Origin of the sequence: Myroides sp. C1519, from assembly GCF_038039755.1 — a bacterium.
In the GTDB taxonomy this organism is placed as follows: Bacteria; Bacteroidota; Bacteroidia; order Flavobacteriales; family Flavobacteriaceae; genus Flavobacterium; species Flavobacterium phaeum_A.
Genome location: NZ_JBBPHM010000009.1, coordinates 64185 through 84094 on the forward strand (window position 1 = coordinate 64185; position 19910 = coordinate 84094).

General features: G+C 31.2%; 20 protein-coding genes. 12 read left to right on the forward strand and 8 right to left on the reverse strand.

Annotation, left to right across the window (positions count from 1 at the left end; translation table 11 throughout):
- Position 1 precedes the first annotated feature (1 nt).
- The gene (gene ybaK / locus AABL81_RS06920; RefSeq protein WP_341340662.1) at positions 2-481 is read left to right on the forward strand and encodes a Cys-tRNA(Pro) deacylase; all 480 of its coding nucleotides are present in this window, start codon (positions 2-4) and stop codon (positions 479-481) included.
- A gap of 262 nt (positions 482-743) precedes the next feature.
- A complete protein-coding gene (locus tag AABL81_RS06925) occupies positions 744-1526 on the forward strand; it encodes a hypothetical protein (protein ID WP_158211011.1) in 783 nt (260 codons plus the stop codon).
- Between the two features lie 33 nt (positions 1527-1559).
- On the opposite strand, the gene AABL81_RS06930 is transcribed toward AABL81_RS06925, so the two are convergent.
- Positions 1560-2543: a PhoH family protein gene (locus AABL81_RS06930; RefSeq protein WP_341340663.1), complete on the reverse strand. Its 984-nt coding sequence runs from the start codon at positions 2541-2543 to the stop codon at positions 1560-1562.
- Positions 2544-2639: 96 nt separating this feature from the next.
- Here AABL81_RS06930 and AABL81_RS06935 point away from each other — a divergent pair, with 96 nt between their 5' ends.
- The 5 genes from AABL81_RS06935 to dnaN all read left to right on the forward strand — a co-directional run bounded on the left by AABL81_RS06935 (position 2640) and on the right by dnaN (position 7391).
- Positions 2640-3476, forward strand: a complete 837-nt coding sequence (locus tag AABL81_RS06935) for an SAM hydrolase/SAM-dependent halogenase family protein (RefSeq protein WP_158211009.1) — start codon at positions 2640-2642, stop codon at positions 3474-3476.
- A gap of 10 nt (positions 3477-3486) precedes the next feature.
- Entirely contained in the window at positions 3487-3783 is a 297-nt protein-coding gene (locus tag AABL81_RS06940) for a putative quinol monooxygenase (RefSeq protein WP_158211008.1), read from the forward strand.
- Positions 3784-3790: 7 nt separating this feature from the next.
- Positions 3791-4507, forward strand: a complete 717-nt coding sequence (gene gldF, locus AABL81_RS06945; RefSeq protein ID WP_158211007.1) for a gliding motility-associated ABC transporter permease subunit GldF — start codon at positions 3791-3793, stop codon at positions 4505-4507.
- Positions 4507-6192: a gliding motility-associated ABC transporter substrate-binding protein GldG gene (gldG, locus tag AABL81_RS06950; RefSeq protein ID WP_341340664.1), complete on the forward strand. Its 1686-nt coding sequence runs from the start codon at positions 4507-4509 to the stop codon at positions 6190-6192. Before gldF ends, gldG begins: the two co-directional genes overlap by 1 nt.
- A gap of 80 nt (positions 6193-6272) precedes the next feature.
- Positions 6273-7391, forward strand: a complete 1119-nt coding sequence (gene dnaN, locus AABL81_RS06955) for a DNA polymerase III subunit beta (protein WP_158211005.1) — start codon at positions 6273-6275, stop codon at positions 7389-7391.
- Positions 7392-7886: 495 nt separating this feature from the next.
- On the opposite strand, the gene AABL81_RS06960 is transcribed toward dnaN, so the two are convergent.
- Positions 7887-8369: a hypothetical protein gene (locus AABL81_RS06960; RefSeq protein ID WP_158211004.1), complete on the reverse strand. Its 483-nt coding sequence runs from the start codon at positions 8367-8369 to the stop codon at positions 7887-7889.
- Positions 8370-8708: 339 nt separating this feature from the next.
- On the opposite strand from AABL81_RS06960, the gene AABL81_RS06965 reads away from it, so the two are divergent.
- Positions 8709-10184 (forward strand): hypothetical protein, encoded by a 1476-nt coding sequence (locus AABL81_RS06965; protein WP_341340665.1) that lies wholly within the window; start codon positions 8709-8711, stop codon positions 10182-10184.
- Positions 10185-10194: 10 nt separating this feature from the next.
- On the opposite strand, the gene AABL81_RS06970 is transcribed toward AABL81_RS06965, so the two are convergent.
- The 5 genes from AABL81_RS06970 to AABL81_RS06990 all read right to left on the reverse strand — a co-directional run bounded on the left by AABL81_RS06970 (position 10195) and on the right by AABL81_RS06990 (position 15071).
- Positions 10195-11520, reverse strand: coding sequence for a hypothetical protein (locus AABL81_RS06970; protein WP_341340666.1), 1326 nt, complete (start codon positions 11518-11520; stop codon positions 10195-10197).
- A gap of 8 nt (positions 11521-11528) precedes the next feature.
- Positions 11529-12473, reverse strand: a complete 945-nt coding sequence (locus AABL81_RS06975; RefSeq protein ID WP_158211001.1) for a metallophosphoesterase — start codon at positions 12471-12473, stop codon at positions 11529-11531.
- 216 nt (positions 12474-12689) lie between these two features.
- On the reverse strand, positions 12690-13529 hold the full coding sequence (locus tag AABL81_RS06980; protein ID WP_158211000.1) for an OmpA/MotB family protein: 840 nt from the start codon (positions 13527-13529) through the stop codon (positions 12690-12692).
- 71 nt (positions 13530-13600) lie between these two features.
- The gene (locus AABL81_RS06985; protein ID WP_341340667.1) at positions 13601-14608 is read right to left on the reverse strand and encodes a glycosyltransferase family 2 protein; all 1008 of its coding nucleotides are present in this window, start codon (positions 14606-14608) and stop codon (positions 13601-13603) included.
- A 10-nt stretch (positions 14609-14618) separates the two neighbouring features.
- Entirely contained in the window at positions 14619-15071 is a 453-nt protein-coding gene (locus AABL81_RS06990; protein WP_341340668.1) for a type I restriction enzyme HsdR N-terminal domain-containing protein, read from the reverse strand.
- Between the two features lie 56 nt (positions 15072-15127).
- Here AABL81_RS06990 and holA point away from each other — a divergent pair, with 56 nt between their 5' ends.
- Positions 15128-16132, forward strand: a complete 1005-nt coding sequence (gene holA, locus AABL81_RS06995) for a DNA polymerase III subunit delta (protein WP_158210997.1) — start codon at positions 15128-15130, stop codon at positions 16130-16132.
- Positions 16133-16143: 11 nt separating this feature from the next.
- Complete coding sequence (locus AABL81_RS07000; protein WP_090410321.1) at positions 16144-16332, forward strand: CAL67264 family membrane protein; 189 nt, start codon at positions 16144-16146, stop codon at positions 16330-16332.
- A 214-nt stretch (positions 16333-16546) separates the two neighbouring features.
- Here the strand turns inward: AABL81_RS07000 and AABL81_RS07005 are convergent, their stop codons facing one another.
- Positions 16547-16729 carry a hypothetical protein gene (locus AABL81_RS07005; RefSeq protein ID WP_341340669.1) on the reverse strand — a complete coding sequence of 61 codons (183 nt, stop codon included), beginning with the start codon at positions 16727-16729 and terminating at the stop codon, positions 16547-16549.
- 308 nt (positions 16730-17037) lie between these two features.
- Here AABL81_RS07005 and ettA point away from each other — a divergent pair, with 308 nt between their 5' ends.
- Positions 17038-18726 (forward strand): energy-dependent translational throttle protein EttA, encoded by a 1689-nt coding sequence (gene ettA / locus AABL81_RS07010; RefSeq protein WP_158210995.1) that lies wholly within the window; start codon positions 17038-17040, stop codon positions 18724-18726.
- Positions 18727-18798: 72 nt separating this feature from the next.
- Positions 18799-19533 carry an MBL fold metallo-hydrolase gene (locus AABL81_RS07015; protein WP_158210994.1) on the forward strand — a complete coding sequence of 245 codons (735 nt, stop codon included), beginning with the start codon at positions 18799-18801 and terminating at the stop codon, positions 19531-19533.
- Positions 19534-19910: the final 377 nt, after the last annotated feature.

A 19910-nucleotide genomic window follows, 5' to 3' on the forward strand; every position in this document is an offset into this window, starting at 1 on the left:
GATGAGTAAAAAAGTAAATAAAACGAATGCAATTCGTTTTTTAGATAGTAAGAAAATCAATTATGATCTTTTTGAATATGAGATAGAGGATGGTCTTATAGATGGTGAATCTGTATGTGCAAAGTTAAATGTTGCTGCAAATGAATCGTTGAAGACATTAGTAGCGAAGGGTAAAGGGAATTCTTTTTTTGTGTTTGTCGTTGCAATTGATAGAGAACTTGATTTAAAAAAAGCAGCAAAAATATCAGGAGAAAAGAAGATTGAGATGTTAGCTGTCAAAGATTTGCTTGATGTTACAGGGTATATTCGAGGAGGATGCTCGCCAATAGGAATGAAAAAGCATTATCCAACTTTTATAGATGAAAGTGTAAAAGACTTAGCTAAAGTGTATGTAAGTGGAGGAAGAAAAGGAATAAGTATCGGAATAGATCCAAAGGTATTAAAAGATATTACTTTAAGTGAGTTTGGGGATTTGACATAAAAGCTAAGTCATTTAATTAAAAACAGAAATGAAACAGTTATAGTATTGAAAAATAGCTTTGTTGTATTAATTTTATGTTATAATTTGTCAAATGTTGACGTCACGTGATTTTTTATAATTGCAGATGTGTTATCTTTGCAACCGAAAAGAATTAGGGTTTAATAAATTGCAGTGTATATTGTTAAAAAAAGCATAAATTAATGATAAATTTAAAGTTTGGCATTAGTTTGGATTTACCTTTGTACATTGAAAATAGAAAAATATGATATTGGCATTAACAGTTTCATTGTTTCCATCTTGTGGAGTTGACCATGTAAAGGAGAAAAATTATAAAGAGGGCAGTAATAAGCAAATTGATTTGTTGAATAAAAACGATCTTGATGGTACGTTTTTTAAAGCAGTTGCTCAAGATTCACCTCAGGTAGTTTCTATTAGTAGAAAAGGTATTGTTTATTCAAGTACAAAACCAAATCAAAAAATAGTGTTTCCTTTTGTAGAACCTTTGGTTGATGGAGAATGTAGGATATATAAGTCTCAAACTAAACATGAAGAGATTGAAATAGTTATTTATGAAGATGAGACAGCACGTGAATTTGCTGATGGTAGATTTGATCATTCTGTTGCAGTTAGATTAGTTAAGAAAGTTGATGATGTTGAAAACATTAATGATTTCGCTTGTTTTGGACATTATATTTATACAGAAAAATTATCAGGTAACTGGATTTTTCAGTCCTATGAAGATAAAAGGGTAGAGGAATTAGGGATTAATCAAATACCTATGATTTGTATTGATATCAATACAAGAAGTTTTTCTGGAAGTGGTGGTAACCATATGATTTATGGTGATATTCGATGTGAAGGTGATTCTATATTTTTTAAAGTAGTTTTATCTCCGGAATATGTTACAGAAATGTATCAAAAAGAAAAAGAGTTACTTTCGGTATTGGATAGTTGTGATAAGTTTGAATTAAAAGATGATTACTTATATTTATTTGAAGGCAATAAACAAAAATTGACTTTTTTAAGAGATACTTATTCAATGTAAGAATTATAATGATACTTAATAAAAAATGGAGAACTATGAGTTCTCCATTTTTTTTATCTCTTCAATAGACATTAAATCGGGTCTATCTTCTGTTTTTTTGTATGCATCTACAATTTTCTTAACTAAACGGTGTCGTACGATGTCCTTATCATCTAAATACAACATTCCTATACCGTCTACATCTTTTAATATATATAGTGCTTCTTTTAGGCCAGAGGATACTTTGCGTGGTAAATCAATTTGTCCTGGATCACCTGTAATTATAAACTTAGCATTTTTTCCCATACGAGTTAAGAACATTTTCATTTGTGAATGTGTTGTGTTCTGAGCTTCATCTAATATTACAAAAGCGTGGTCTAAAGTTCGTCCACGCATAAAAGCAAGTGGCGCAATTTGAATAACTCCTCTTAAAATATAATCATCTAAAGTTTGAGGAGGAATCATATCTCTTAATGCATCATAAAGTGGTTGCATATAAGGGTCCAACTTTTCTTTCATATCACCAGGTAAAAAACCAAGGTTTTCTCCAGCTTCTACCGCAGGTCTTGTCAGAATTATTCTTTTAACTTCTTTATTTTTTAAAGCTCTTACAGCAAGGGCAACACCTGTATATGTTTTACCCGTACCAGCTGGCCCTACAGCGAAAACCATATCGTTCTTTTCAACAAATTTTACAAGTTTATGTTGATTTGGAGTTAGGGGTTTAATGATTTTACCAGAAACTCCGTGAACAAGAATATCGTTAGACGGGAGTGAAGGTGGAGCGCTATCCATTACTAATCTTTCGATTGCATTTTCATCAATACGATTATATCGCGTAAAATACTTTATAAGTCGGTCAAAACTCTTTTCAAATTCATCAAGAACCTCTGGATCTCCATAAATTTTTAAGAAATTACCTCTTGCAACTAATTTTACTTTTGGATATAGCTTCTTAAGTATATCTAAATGAGTGTCTTGTGGTCCCCAAAAGTCTTTGGGACTAAAATCTGTGAGTTCAATTATCCTTTCGTTCAATACCAATGAGAGTTAATTAAAAAAAATAATCTAATTTTGTAGTTCAAATCTACTATAAAAAAACCATTTTTCTTAAAAATATATTGAAAAATAAAAATGCAAAGAATAATTACACTAACGACAGATTTTGGATATAGAGACCATTATGTAGGAGCTTTGAAAGGGAAGATCTATTCAAATATCATTGGATGTAATTTGGTAGATATCTCACATGGAATAGGAAAATATAATACGGAAGAGGCGGGATTTGTTATTGGTGCAGCTTATAAACAATTTCCTAAGGGAACAATTCATATCATTGCTGTTGATGCGTCTATTACGGAGTATTCTAAAGCACTTTGTGTGAAATATGATGGACATTATTTTATTACATCAGATAATGGAATAATAAGCGTTGTATTAGGGAATAATGATTATGATGAGGCGATTTTCATAAATCACGATGGAATTATGAAATCAAATGATATTTTTGTTTATTGTGCTTATCAATTACACGAAGGAAGAGCTTTGAGAGATATAGGTGTTTTTACAGACACTATTTATGTGCCTAATCGTTTAGCAAGTAACCTTGTTGTGGGAGAAGACCGAATTTCAGGAAAAGTTATATACGAGGATTCTTACGGAAATCTTGTTACAAATATTACAAAAGAGTGCTTTGAATCTTTAGAAAAAGGAAGGGAATATGCCGTACGCTTTAAAGATTATAGAGTGAATAGGGTGAGTCATTATTTCGCAGATTTTAAAAATGCGGATTGGGCATCTTTAAGGGATAGAGCGGGAGAATTAGTCGTTTTATTCAACGATGTTGACTTGTTGACAATTGCTTTGTTTTATTCTAAACCTGATTCACCAGGAGGTACACCTCGTAATTTGATGAACATTAATTTGAACGATAGTATCGTAATTGATTTTAATCAGGAAGAACAAAATTAAAGAAAAAGATATGTTTATAAGAATTGTAAAGTTGACTTTAAAAGAAGATAGAATTAATGATTTTCTTGATCATTTTAATTCAGATAAGGAGAAAATTCGCCATTATCCAGGCTGTCAATTTTTAGAAGTATATCAAGATAAACATCAAGCTAATATTTTCTTTACCTATAGCTATTGGGATGAAGAACAGAGTCTTGAAAATTATAAAAAATCAGAATTGTTTGGACAAATATGGCCTAACGTGAAAACAATGTTCAAAGAAAGGGCAGAGGCTTGGAGCGTAGATAAGGTTGTTACTCTAAATTAATAGTTTTATGAAAGCAATTTGTCTTAGAGAAATAAAGTCCTTCTTTGGTTCATTAACTGGTTATTTAGTTATAATCAGTTTTTTAGCTATTAATGGAGGCTTGTTGTGGTTCGTTGATGGAGATTTTAACGTTTTGCAGAGTGGATTTGCAGACTTATCTCCATTTTTTAATTTAGCACCTTGGGTATTGATTTTTTTAATTCCAGCTGTTACTATGAAGAGTTTTTCAGAGGAAATTAAAAATGGAACTATTGAATTATTGTTGACCAAGCCATTGAGTGTTTGGCAAATAGTTTTAGGGAAATTCTTTGGAGTATTCTTTTTGATTGTTTTAGCTATTTTACCAACGATTGTTTACGTTTTTGTATTAAAAGACTTAGTGTTGCCAGGTCAGTTTTTTGACTTAGGAAGCATAGTTGGGTCTTTTATTGGACTACTTTTTTTAGTTAGTAGTTATGCTGCAATTGGTGTGTTTTCATCTTCAATTACAGAAAACCAAATCGTTGCTTTTATAATTGGAATAGTTTTATGTGCTTTCTTTTCTATAGGAATTGATATGATGTCTGGAGTATTTGGAGAATGGTTTGCAAAAACAGGAATGTTCTATCATTTCAGAAGTATATCAAGAGGTGTTTTAGATACTCGTGATTTGTTGTACTTCGGTTCTGTCGCTACTCTATTTCTTGGATTTACCGTTTTTAAAATTAAAATGCTACGCAAATAATGAAGAAGTTTTATAGAAAGGACGTTTCGTTACTGTTAAGGCTATTCGTTGGGTTGGTAGTTTTAAATGCTTTAGGAGCTTATTTATATGTTCGACATGACTTTACTCAAGATAAGCGTTATACTTTGTCTAAAGCCACTAATAACATTGTAGATAGAATTGAAGAGCCTATAGAGATAGATGTGTTTCTAAAAGGTAACTTTCCACAAGAGTTTAGAAAACTACAAAGCGAGACAAAACAGTTGTTAGAAGAGTTTCAAGCTCGTAATTCTAATGTGCGTTTTAGATTTATAGATCCAAGTGAAGAAGGTGGTTCACAAGAACAAATCTTGGAGGAATTATATAACTTCGGACTAAAACCTGTTACTATTTCTGTTAATGATAAAGGGACTCAGAGTCAGCAATTAGTATATCCTTGGGCTATTGTGTCAAAAGGAGAGAAGGCTACTCGTGTTCAATTGTTGAAAAATTTAATGGGGGCTAATACAGAAGAGAAAGTGATTTCTTCTGTGCAACATTTGGAATATGCTTTTGCAGATGCATTGCATAAAGTTACAGAAGAGAAGAGTAAGAAAATTGCGATTCTAAAGGGTAATGGCGAATTAGAGGATATGTATATCGCAGATTTTTTGATGTCTGTAAGAGAGAGTTATCATATCGCGCCGTTTACATTAGATTCTGTAGCAGTAGCTCCACAAAAAACATTAGAGCAGTTAAAAGAGTATGATCTTGCTGTTATAGCAAAACCGACCAAAGCCTTCACAGAAGAGCAAGTAGAGGTTTTGGATCAGTATATAATGAATGGCGGGAAAACAATGTGGCTGTTGGATCAAGTACAAGCTGATTTTGATAGTTTGAAAAATACTGGTTCCTTGTTAGCTTATAATAAAGACCAGAGTTTAGGGGAGATGCTTTTTAAATATGGTGTGCGTTTGAATGCTAATCTTGTGAAAGATGAGATAGGTACTCCAATTAAGTTGGCTATTGGAAAACAAGGAAGTGAAACACAATATGGGGATTTTGTGTGGAAGTTTGCACCATTTGTTTATCCAGAGTCAGAACATCCGATCGTAAAAAATATAGAAGGAATAAAGCTTGATTTTGCCTCGTCAATTGATACATTGAAAAATGGAGTGAGTAAGACAGTATTGTTAAGTTCATCTAAGTACTCAATGTTGGTTGGAGTGCCAAACGAAATAAGTTTTGAAGTTTTAAATGAAGAAACAACACCCGAGCTTTTTGAAGGTAAAGGGAGTTATATAATGGGGGTTTTATTAGAGGGTAGTTTTACTTCTGTTTATAAAAATAGGGTTCTGCCATTTAGTTTAAAAGAACCTCAATACGAAAGTAAACCAACGCAAATGGTTGTAATTTCTGATGGAGATATTGTTCGTAATCAAGTCGATAGTAAAGGTACTCCGTTAGAATTGGGATATGACCGTTGGGTAAATAAGCTGTATGGAAATAAAGAGTTTTTATTAAATACAGTGAATTACTTATTAGATGATAACGGATTAATAGATTTACGAACAAAAGAAGTAAAGATACCAATGCTTGATAAGATGAAGGTCTCTCAAGTGTATAATACTATACAATTAATGGTTTTAATTATTCCAATTGTGATAGTTATGGTTTTTGGTGTTATATTTATAGTGTTAAGAAAACGTAAGTTCGTTAAAAAGTAGTCTAATATTGCTTTTATAATTGACAATTATCGAATATATTTGTGGCTGTAAAAGCATTTTACATATAAAATAATTATAGTATGAAGTTTATAGTATCGAGTTCCTACTTGTTAAAGCAATTGCAAGTTCTAGGTAGTGTAATCAACAGTAGTAATACCTTACATATTTTAGATAACTTCTTATTTGAGTTAGATAATAATATATTGAAGGTTTCTGCTTCGGATTTAGAAACTACAATGTCAGCTACTTTAGAGATTGAATCTACAAGTCAAGGAAGTATAGCTGTTCCTGCTAAATTGTTGTTGGAAACATTGAAAACATTTCCAGAACAACCTTTGACTTTTTCAGTTAAGGAAAACAATACCATTGAAATCAGTTCTGATGTAGGTAAATATGTGTTAGCTTATGCATTAGGAGAAGAGTTTCCTAAAGCTGAGTCTTTAGAAGATCCTTCTAAAACAGAAGTTCCTGCTGGAGTATTAGCAACAGCAATTAGTAAAACTATCTTTGCTGCTGGAAATGATGATTTAAGACCAGTTATGTCTGGTGTATTTTTTCAATTTTCACCTGCGGGATTAATTTTTGTTGCTACAGATGCTCACAAATTAGTTAAGTATTCAAGAGCAGATATTACTTCTTCAAATGAAGCAAGTTTTATTATGCCTAAGAAACCATTGACTATTTTGAAAAACATCTTAATGTCTTCAGGTGCAGATGTAACAATTGAGTTTAATGAATCAAATGCACAGTTTGCTTTTGAAAATTACTTCTTAACTTGTCGTTTGATTGATGGAAAATATCCTAATTATGAGGCTGTTATTCCAAAAGAAAACCCGAATAAGTTATTGATCAACAGAACACAGTTTTTAAGTTCGGTTAGACGTGTGGCTATCTATGCTAATAAAACTACACATCAATTAAGACTTAAAGTTGCTGGTACTGAGTTAAACATTTCTGCAGAAGATATTGATTATTCAAACAAAGCAGATGAGCGTTTAACTTGTGATTATCAAGGTGATGATATGCAAATTGGATTTAACTCTCGTTTCTTATTAGAGATGTTAAATAACTTGCAATCAGATGAAATCTTATTAGAGATGTCATTGCCTAATAGAGCAGGAATTTTAACTCCGGTAGATGGATTAGAAGATGGGGAATCTGTAACTATGTTGGTTATGCCAGTAATGCTAAACAATTAGTAAATAGTATTCTCTTATCTGAATAGATATATTTAAAAGGATCTTTATTTTATAAAGGTCCTTTTTTTATAGAGTAAATTTTAGAAATGGACGGTATTTTACAAAGTAAGTTAGCTTTTGTTTTTAGATTCTTTTAACTGAGTATATTTCTGTATGGAATTAAAAGCTGTCCATATAATGTAAGAGAGAATAAAAAGCGAACTTGTTAAGGAGATTACAAGTATGAAAATTGTAATTAAAAAAAGGTTGTCAGTACCGGTATATAAATTATTTGCAATACTATTAAATGAGTATATACTAATTTTAATTAGTACAAAAGCTATTATTGCTAAAAATATATTAGTGAAAAATTTCATGTGAAGTACTGTATAGTATTATTGTAGTAAAAAGTATGCCATTCTTTAATAGTAAATAAATTTTATTAAATGCTTATTATTTCTATCTGGAAAATGCAATATTTGCTTAAAGTAATAAAGAGTTTAGTTGTTATTTCTATTACATTGCTAATTCTATATTTGATATATCAGTGAGTGTGCTCTTGTGTGAAAGAGTAGTGTCACCATTGATTGATATACCTAATAATGATTGGAGGATATTTAGATGTCTTTTATACTCTTTTCTATTGGTTAAATACATAAGTTGATTATTGATTATAAGATCTATTTCCTGTGATTTATAATGAAGTAGTTCATTATCATTAATTTGAAATAATCGTTTTATAATCTTTAAATCAATAATGTGTTCTTCTTTAAAATAATGGTGTTTTTTAATGATTTCATTTTTGATATCAATAAGCAAGCTTAAAAAATATTTTTTTAAGCTTTGTGCATTGTATATGCCATTGTTTTCTAATAAAGAGTAAAAACCTAAAGAGGTAACATTATCACTAATGAGATAGTTAATTGCTTTTTGTGTAATGATATTATCACTTTTAAGTAGTTGAATTGATTCTTTAATGTCTGAATTAAATTGTATCATAAGAGGTGTTCTTTTTTTGATTTAAGTTGACTACAAAGGTAGGTTATAATGTTAAAATTGTAAATTTTAATTACATAATTATCTTAAATTATCTAATTTATAACCAAAACTACCTTGTGTTGAGGTTTATTGTAATTAGTGTCTTTTTTTTCTTTTTTATTAGTATTAATGTCTTTTTTAATGAAAATTATCTATTGAAGATAATTGGCAATAATGAAAAATGAACGTTTTTAAAGAGTATCACTTAGAAATAGAGACAGATTTATGTAAAAAGAACTTGTATAATGAATATATTTAATACCTTGAGGTTAATTTATATTTTATGTCTTAAGTTAGTTTATGATTGAGATAGAAGCGAGTATCCACGATCCTTTTTCTTTGGAAATTAAAGTAGGGTTTAAGACGGATAAAGTAGGTGAAAAGAGAGAGTTTGATATTAATACTTGGATGTTTATTCCAAATTCTTTTGATATTAATGCCGCAACTTATTTAAAGCAACAGTTTTATTCAGACGTGAAGTCTAAGGTTAGATTTATTACGCCTGTATTTCATTTAAGGGAGATCGCAGATAATGGTGCTATACCATTAAATAATTTACGTGCATCGATGAATTTATTAAATAAAACAGCAGATGATCTAATTGAAAATAGTATGGAATACGAGTTTCAATTAAAAATGTTTATGGCTATTTTCAGAAGTTCAATAAGAGACAGCGTAAGTGAAATTAAAAACAAAAAATATACAAGTGAGTTATCTGATTTGTGTTCAGAGTATATAAAGAATTTACAAGGAATTATCGATTCTTTTAGAGAAGTAAAAGAATCAATTAAAGAGTTTGAAGGTAATTCTGATATAATGAATTATTATAGCTTTGGTAATGAATTCTTATCCTATTCTTCAGTGAATCATACATTCCAATTGATGGATGTCATAAAGGACGTTAAGGATAATCTTTCTACTGGTATATATAAAGAATTAGTTGATTCAATTATAAGAGAGAAAGAATATAGGAAATCAGAAGGGTTTTTAGATGTATTAATTGGTGATAGGGAAAACAATCAAAAGGTTGTCTATCGTCACGATATGCTTAATAAATACGTTGAATCTGATTTAGTATTGGTGTCTAATAAACGAAAAGATGAAGATGGTGTAATTGCGCAACAAATTTATTATAGTATAGCAGCTGGTGTATCAATGATTTTTGCTACTATGATTGCGTTTTCATTTCAACAAAAATTCGGGAATTTCACAATGCCATTATTTGTAGCTTTAGTAATTAGTTATATGCTAAAGGACAGAATTAAAGAGTTGATGCGATTTTACTTTGCAGGAAAATTAGGCGGTAAATATTTTGATAATAATACTGTGATAAGTGTAAAAGATCAGAAAATAGGATGGATGAAAGAAGCTTCTGATTTTATAACTGAAGATAAAGTTCCAGAAGAGGTTTTGAATCTTCGTGATCGATCGGCTTTATTAGAAGTGGAGAATAGAATTCACAATGAGAAAATAATGCTATACCGAAAAAAAGTGTGTTTAGAAAACAGTAAGGTACTACAAGAAAGTACATATGCTTTTGATGGTATACACGATATTTTAAGATTTAATATTACTCGGTTAACACAAAGAATGAATAATCCTTATGTTTCTCTGTATACACTTAAAAAAGATGGAGAGCCTGATGCGATCTTAGCAGATAAGGTATATTATTTAAATATTATTTCCCAGATTAAATATGAAGATAAAGTTGAATATAAGCGTTTTAGATTAGTATGTCAACGTACAGGAATACAACGAATTGAAGCGTTGATGTAATATTTTTAAGTTAAAAGATATAATCGTCTAAATGGCTCTTAAAAGGGATTGGAATATCTCTTTTAATTTGATCTTCAAATAGAATAAGAGAGTTAGAGTAAGATTGTAATACATCTAACAGTGTATCATTAGACTTTAATTTTACACATAATTTATATATAAGTATATTGCCCTCACTTATTGTAGAATGAAGGGAAAAGTATTCTATTTCTTTACGTGGTATTAAATGTGTGTATAAATCATCAGAAAAACCAACTTCATCATTGTTTTCGTCAATCCAAATGAATGTTTTATTGTGTGATATCTCTTGTATAAATGTAGGGATTCTATAAATATTAGGGTTTTCCTTATAAGCTTGAGTATCTAAACAAATAGAATCATCCAGAGTAGTACAATGACTTATAGCAAGTTTTTGTGTATGTTTAGGATAAATAACAGATTCAGGGTATTCCTTTAGATTGGTAACTAAGAAAAATACCTTCATATTACCAGCATCTAAAGAGGCAGGATAAGCATTTGATAGATAGAACTCTTGATTTTCTGTTTGTATAGTAGTGCTTAAAATATATTCGTTCTCTTCAGTTTTATTAAGTTTTAAGCTATTTAATTCTTTGTAGTTTAAAAGTAGATTTTTGAGCTCAATGTAAGGTTTGTTGCAGGGGTCACTGTTTTCACAATATGAAAAGTAAGAGCTAACTGCAATATTTTTTCTATGACAATCATAAAAAGAAAAATTATTTAAGATAACATCTCCAACTCGTACTGGTGTAGTAAAAGTGTACTTAATTAAGTCGTCTTCATTGTCAGGTGTACAAACTGCTATTTCTTTTAAATTAATGACTTCGTCATAAGTTGTATCCCAAGATATAAAAGTTCTTTGTAAATTTTGAATTTCATAACCTTCTACTATATCAGTAGATGTTTTACTGTCTATAATAGTGTAATTTGTTTCGTTTTTTCTTGCCCAAATGAATAGATTTCTATCACAAAATGTAGTGCTTGTGAATTCAGGTAAGAGTTGTTTTGAAAAGCCTAAAACAATTGATAATTGCTCAAAAGTGTTAGCGAAGTTTTCAGAAAATATAGGAATATAACTATTATGTTTACCTGCAATAAACAACAATCCTTTGTTGTTTATGCAGGTAAAGTATAGAACTTGTATGTCGTCAATAGACTGATGACAATTATAATAGTTGATTTTATTTTTACTTATTAAATAACCATTTTCTATATAAATAACATCTTCATTTTTTAATAGAGAGTAATTGTCCACAGAAGTAATCCTTTCTCCTGTAGATACATTAGGTTTTAAAAAATGCTTGACGTACTTAAACATAAAAACTACTATTTTATAAAAGCAATTTTAGCTGAATCTAAAATGTTTTCACCTGAATAGCGGTAACAGATAAGTTTACCGTCTTTGGCGATGCTAAAATCCAGACAACAAACGTTATCTTTTAATACTGTAGGTTTCTGATTTTCAGAATATGGCATCCAGTAGTGACCAAAGAAAACAGGTTTTTCACCTTGTTTATAGTAGCTTTTCTCTTCTGATTGAAATGGTGTATTGGGCAAATTATCGATTGGGTGTATGCTCATATTGCTATAAGTCATTTCTTGAGGGTTTTCCCACCATTTAATACGGAATTCAGTTCTTAAAATACGATCATTATCAATAAAGCTCAACCCTTCAGGTAGAGTCGCTTCTTTTCCTTTTAAAGCGTGTTCAACAGCTAAATGAAGTTCCGTACCCATAGTACTTGATTCTTCTAATAGTTCATCTGTTAAACAATTATTGACTAACTTCTTTTTAAGGACATCAATCCCTTTATCATCCCAACAAGCGTGTACAGCTCTAAAACTATCATTCTCAAAGAAAAGAGGAAGTGTTTTAAACCATTCAATATACATTTTATACAATTCAGCGTCTTGCATAAAAGCTGCCATTGTAACCGCGTGTTGATTAAAGTTTTTCTTGTTATGTGGACGAAGGTATTCGCCCTTAGAAGATTTTGTGTTGTAACAAATAGCGTTATACTCGTGGTTACCCATTAGAGCAATGGCTTGATTGTTATCAACCATTTTCTTTACTATATCAAGTACTTCAATTACATTAACTCCTCTGTCAATATAATCTCCAATAAAAAGTACTTTTCTTTCAGGATGTTGAAAATAGCCATTAGAAGTGGTGTATCCTAAAGCTGATAAAAGTTGTTTTAAATCGTTACTGTGACCGTGAATATCTCCAATGATATCAAAGTTGGTAAAGTTTGTTGTTATGCCGTTCATAATTAAATTAAATATCAATACTAAAAGTACGATAATTTATTCATATATGACTGTTATTGTGGGTAAATAAAGACATTAAACTTGTAAAGTATCTAAAAAGTAACTTTTTAGTAATACTTGCTTATAGAATTGTAATAATAGAGGTGGAGGGAGGTATAGTAGGAAAAATAAGGATAGGGTATAAAAAAAGCCACTCAATTAAGAGTGGCTTTATAATTAGTTTCCTTTTGCAAGTTCTTTCATTTCTTTTTCGATCATATCATAGAATTGATCGATTTTAGGTAGAAGAACGATTCTTGTTCTTCTGTTTCTCGCTTTGTTTTCTGCGCTGTCATTATCAACTAATGGCACATATTCTCCACGTCCTGAAGCTACTAATTGACCTGGGTTTAAACCAAAATCACTTTGTAATACTTGTACGATAGAAACTGCACGTTTAACACTTAAGTCCCAGTTGTCTCTCATCATAGCGTTTTTGATTGGCACATTATCAGTGTGTCCTTCAACCATAACTTCGAAGTCTGGTTTGCTTTTCGCGATAGCAGCAACTTTAGCTAATACTTTTTTAGCTTTATCGTTAACTTCATATCCTGCTGTTTTAAATAATAATTTATCAGCAATAGAAATGTAAACAACTCCTTTTTCTACGTTTACTTGAATGTCCGGATCGTCAAAACCTACTTCTTTCTTAACGCTTCTTACTAATGCTAAAGTAACAGAGTCTTTCTTAGTAATTGCATCTTGTAAACGAGAGATTTTTAAATCTTTCTCTTTTAAGCTTTCTAAAGATTTCTCAAGGTTTTCAGCCCCTTTAGAAGATAACATTGTTAAGTTACCTACATTGCTAATTAAGTCATTCGTGTTCTTTTTCAAGTGATCAACTTGATTTGCTAATGCGTTCTTTTCTGCTAAAGTAGAATTTAATTTAATAGTACAAGTGTTTAATAAATCTTGAACTTCTTTATTTTTTAATTCTAAATCAGCAATCTTTTGTTTAGTACCACATGATGTCATTACTAAAGCTAAAACTGATAATCCTAAAAATACTTTTCTCATAATTAAAAAAATGATTGAATTGTTATGTCAAATATAGCAAAATGCGTGCAAAATAAGAAGCGATTGAATAATTATTTTGTTTCGAATATTTTAAAATATTCTTTCTGATTCTGAAGATAATACAATTTTACTATAGACTTTGTTTTATAATAATCACATTTTGGCGTTTTACTGACTTTGTTTTTGAAGCTTGAAATACGCTTGTAAAAAGCAAAATGTGAGCGTACAATAGCAAAACAGTGCTTTGGCTGAAACATTAGCATATATCTTACTCCTGCAATACCGTCTAAACATAACCGCAAAAAGATTGTACTAAATTTTCGCTTCTTGGGTAAGTTCTTATATAATGTCAATAGTGAGTTTCGAAAATTTAAATATGTTTTCTTTGGACTTTGGTATTGTAGCGTAGCCCCTCCAACGTGGAAAACTGTGGAAAATCCACAATATTTAATGTGGTGTCCTATATTATGAGCACGCCAGCATAAGTCTATCTCTTCTTGATGGGCAAAGTAGTCTTCATCAAAACCTCCTAATTGTTGGTAAACTTCGTTACGAATGAAGAAACAAGCTCCAGATGCCCAAAAGATATCAGTAATGTCGTTATACTGACCATTGTCTTGTTCTATTGTGTCAAATATCCTCCCTCTACAAAAAGGGAAACCATATGAATCTATAAAACCACCTGCTGCACCTGCATATTCAAAATGTGTTTTTCTTTTATAGTCTAATATCTTGGGTTGAACAATTGCTACTTCTGGTTGACTATCTAATATCTCTTGCACTGGAGGTAACCAATTTGGGGTAACTTCGATATCAGAGTTAACCAAAACTAAGTATGGTTCTTTGATTGACGTTAAACCTTCATTATATCCTTTTGCAAATCCGTAGTTTCCTTGATTTACAATAATGTTAACCGTTGGAAATTCCTTTTTTAATACATCTATAGAGTTATCTGTAGATGCATTGTCGATCACATATATATTAGCTTGTTGTGAATTTTCTATAACAGAAGGTAAAAATTGCTTTAATAACTTTTCTCCATTCCAATTTAAGATAACAACCGCAAATTTTTTATTCATAATACAGTTCTTATAACCCAGTTTTATAATCGGGTAAGTTTTTTAAAAATATGTATTTACTTTGCTTATAATCCATCTTACAGTAGTAGTGATTAAGGCCGTTTGTTACATATAAAAAGTCGGCTCGCAACTGAAAATTGTATCGAGCTATTTGGTCAAATGTTTGTTGCGTAATATTTATTTGTGGAGCTTTGCATTCAATTAGGATTGCAATCTCACCATTGGGTTTAAATACAACTACGTCGTAACGCTTTGTCATTCCGTTAATTCGCACTACTTTTTCTACACTTATTAGTGAAATAGGGTAGTTCTTAACGTATAGTAAATCGTGAACAACGTGTTGGCGAACCCATTCTTCAGGAGTAAGTAGTATAAACTTTTTACGAATAACATCAAAAATAGATAGCTTATTTTCACTATTTTTGAACCTGAAATCAAACGAAAGAAAATTAAGTCTTTGCATAATGCAAAGATATTTTTTTTTCTACATGGATTGAGCAATTTAATAAAACTAATATTTTGGATCAAGTTAAAGAGATAATTAAGGGTATAAAATCAGGGCAAACTGCACCGATATACTTTTTAATGGGCGAAGAGCCTTACTATATAGATAAGATATCTGAATATATTGAACAAAATGTATTGACTGAAGAGGAGAAAGGGTTTAATCAAATGGTGCTTTACGGAAGAGATGTTACTATTCCGGAGATAGTGTCTAATGCAAAGCGTTTTCCTTTGATGGCAGAAAAACAGGTTATTATTGTTAAAGAAGCTCAAGAGTTGGTAAGAACTATAGATCAACTTGAAAGTTATGTTGCAAACGTACAACCTTCTACAGTATTAGTTTTTTGTTATAAATACAAAACATTAGATAAGCGTAAAAAGGTTTATAAGGCTATTGAAAAAGCTGGTGTAATTTTTGAAAGTAAGAAACTAAGGGAGTATCAGATTGAAGGATGGTTAAAAAAACACCTAACTTCTATTGGGTATGATATTGAGCCAAAAGCTTTGGCAATGTTGGTGGAATTCTTGGGTACAGATTTATCTAAGATTGCAAATGAAATTAATAAGCTTACTATTATTTTACCTAAAGGGACTCAAATAACTGGAGATGTTGTTGAAAAAAACATTGGTATTAGTAAAGATTTTAATAATTTTGAATTAATTAAAGCAATTGTAGATCGCAATCAGTTAAAAGCTTATAAGATTGCTAATTACTTTGCTCAGAATACAAGAAATAATCCAATTGTATTAACAATGGGACTTGTGTATTCTTATTTTTCTAAGCTTTTATTATATCACGGGTTAAAAGACAAGTCGTCTGCCAATGTGATGAAACAATTAAAGGTTAGTCAATATGCTATAAAAGACTATGAAATTGGCTTTAGAACTTATAAGATGAAACAAGTAAGTGCAATTATTGCACATTTAAAAGACATTGATTTAAAAAGTAAAGGAGTAGGAGCTCAAGCAATGCCTCACGCTGACTTGTTGAAAGAGATGTTGGTTAAGATTTTTAATTAAAAATACATATAATGGCTTACAAATTAAACAAAAACAGAATTTTAGGATATGCGACGTTGATTATGATTTTAATGGGAGTTCTATTAATCTGTTTAGGTGCATTCAAATACTCTGAAATAGCAGGATGGGGTTTCACAGCAGTTGGAATTGGTTTCTTTGCTATCGCTTGGGTCTTTAACGCATTGAAAGGTAGAGTTTAAATACAATACGAGTCATCTGGAAACAGATGACTTTTTTTATGCCATAAGGTGAAGTATTGAGCGTAGACTATAATGAATAACAAGCAATAGAAAATTGTTTTGAAATGTAAACGTTTGAGCCGTGTCTAAAAGGCTATATTATATAGGTAAAAAAAAATCTTGTAAACGACTCGTCTCACAGTAAGTCGCTTACAAGATTCTATAAAGCACTGCTTTAGATTCCAATATGATGTTCATACTCATCTTCTGTTTTGTCCTCTGCTTGGAATATAGAATTCGCAGGCGAAATAGCCTCGCAAGACGGACAAACGTATGCGTCGATTGATGGATCATAATAGTTGTTTTCGTGATTGTTTTCACAAAAATCTTTTTCTGTAAATAGAGAATAATTTGTCATAGCTGTGAGCTTATTTATTTTGACTACAAATTACTATTTAAAACACAATACTACAATAGATTTAGGGAATATTTTTGTTAATATTTCGGTAAAATATATCGTGTATTATTCAGAAAGTAATCTTCTGTTGAAAGATTAAGTAAATCGCATTTTTACATAAAAAGATGTACTAAAGGACAATTATAACCTCAAAATAGAAAACAGCTTTTTAATCTGAGTAATAAATCTTATTTTTGGCTGGTCTGCTATGAAATTCCACTCGGAATTGTAGTAGGTTAGTAATCATTAAATTCAATATATTTTACTTTATGTCAGACGATAAAAAGGTAATTTTCTCGATGTCGAAAGTGAGTAAAACTTACTCATCGACAAATAAAACTGTTCTTAAGGATATTTATTTAAGCTTTTTCTATGGAGCTAAAATTGGTATTCTTGGTTTAAACGGTTCAGGTAAGTCTTCTTTGTTAAAGATTATTGCAGGGGTAGACAAGAACTATCAAGGAGATGTTGTATTCGCTCCAGGATATACTGTTGGATACTTAGAACAAGAACCACAGTTAGATGAAACTAAAACGGTGATTGAAATCGTTAGAGAGGGAGCTGCTGAAACTGTAGCTATTCTTGACGAGTTTAATCAGATAAATGATATGTTTGGTTTGCCAGAAGTTTATGAAGATGCAGATAAAATGCAAAAACTGATGGATCGCCAAGCTGAGTTACAAGATAAAATTGATGCAGCAGGTGCTTGGGAACTTGATACGAAGTTAGCAATTGCTATGGATGCATTACGTACGCCAGAAGGAGATACACCTATTAGCGTGTTATCTGGTGGAGAAAAAAGACGTGTGGCTTTATGTCGTTTGTTGTTACAAAACCCAGATGTATTATTGTTAGATGAGCCTACCAACCACTTAGACGCGGAGTCTGTACATTGGTTAGAGCAGCACTTACAACAGTATAAAGGAACTGTAATTGCAGTAACCCACGACCGTTATTTCTTAGATAACGTTGCTGGATGGATTCTTGAATTAGACAGAGGTGAGGGTATTCCTTGGAAAGGAAACTATTCTTCTTGGTTAGATCAAAAGTCTAAACGTTTAGCTTTAGAAGAAAAAGTAGCTTCTAAACGTCGTAAAAACCTTGAGCGTGAGTTAGATTGGGTACGTCAAGGTGCTAAAGGGCGTCAAACTAAGCAAAAAGCAAGGTTACAGAATTACGATAAATTATTAAATGAAGACCAAAAACAATTAGAAGAGAAATTAGAGATCTATATCCCTAATGGACCTCGTTTAGGTACAAATGTAATTGAAGCGAAAAATGTTGCTAAAGCATTTGGAGATAAATTATTATATGATGATTTAAACTTTACTTTGCCTCAAGCTGGTATCGTTGGTATTATTGGACCTAACGGTGCTGGTAAGTCTACTATCTTCCGTATGATTATGGGAGAACAAACGCCAGACGGTGGTACATTTGATATTGGAGAAACTGTTAAGATTGCTTACGTTGACCAGTCTCATAGTAATATTGATCCTGAGAAATCTATCTGGGAAAACTTCTGTGATGGTCAAGAATTGATTATGATGGGAGGTCGCCAAGTAAATTCACGTGCTTATTTAAGTCGTTTTAACTTTGGTGGATCAGACCAAAATAAGAAAGTAGCTACATTATCAGGAGGAGAAAGAAACCGCCTTCACTTAGCAATGACGTTAAAAGAAGAAGGTAACGTACTTTTACTGGATGAGCCTACGAATGACTTAGACGTAAATACACTACGTGCTTTAGAAGAAGGTTTGGAAAACTTTGCAGGATGTGCAGTTGTTATTTCCCACGACCGTTGGTTCTTAGACCGTATCTGTACGCATATCTTAGCGTTTGAAGGAGATTCGCAAGTTTACTTCTTTGAAGGGTCGTTCTCAGACTACGAAGAAAACCGTAAGAAACGATTAGGAGATGTTGCTCCAACTCGATTGAAATACAAGAAATTAGTTCGCTAATGAATAGAAAAGCATAATTATAAATTTAATTATGCTTTTTTTATTTTATAATATCCCCAATTAAATTAATAAATGAGAATAGAAATATTAGAAATCAACGCACAATCGCCTGAAGGACTACCGGCAATTTTCACTCCTACATTAGTGAAATTCACTGATAAAACGAACTATTTAATCGATTGTGGTTTTACTTATAATTACCCTGAATTCAAACAAGAGTTAGAGAAATTTGGTGTTTCAATAGCGGATCTAACAGGTATAATTATTTCACACGATGATATAGATCACTTAGAAGGATTACATTGTTTTAAAGAAGAGAATGCAGCTATTAAAGTGATCAGTAGCGATGCTGAGGCAGATTCTGTAGCTGGTGTAATTCCTGCTGAACGATTAGTACAAGTAGAGGGAAGCCTTAATTTTATTCCGCAAGAAATGAAACCAATGATGGAAGGTTTTGTAAAGGAGCTTAAGGCAATTAAACGCTTCCCTGTAGATAGTGTTTTAAAAGATAAGGAAGTGATTAATGATACTTTAGTTGTTGTAGCTACGCCAGGGCATACAAAAGGACATATCTCTTTCTATGATACAGCGAGTAAAACCGTAATTGCAGCAGATGCAATTGTAGTAGAGGAAGGCGAGTTTAATATTGCTAATCCGCAGTTTACTTTAGATATGGATGCTGCTTTGGCATCAGTAGAGCGTATCAAATCACTACAGCCTACAAGAATTATTTGTTATCACGGAGGAATTGTAGAAGACGATATTCAAGATAAGTTACAAAGACTTTTAGATCGTTATAAGCAATAAAATAAGTTTAAATGAGTAAAAGGGTAGCAGTAATGCTATCCTTTTTTTATGGAGTAAAGTGAACGGAAAAGGGGCATTGGAGCTGTTTTTTGAGAAGTGGATTACAGTGTTTTTTGATTAAAACATATCAAATAACTAAAATATATAAGACAGGTGTTACACAAGTTTTAAGGATGTTTTAATATGAGTGCTTGTATAATGTATGTATACTCTATGTATAGTGGTTGTATACTTTCTATGTAAAAATATACAAGCAGATTACATACAATATATAAAGATTATACAAAGGGGCTGTATAATATAGTTATATGAAGTTGATAAGTGCTGTATTTGATTTAAGTAGATGGCTGGTTTGCTAATGTGTATTGATGCCTATT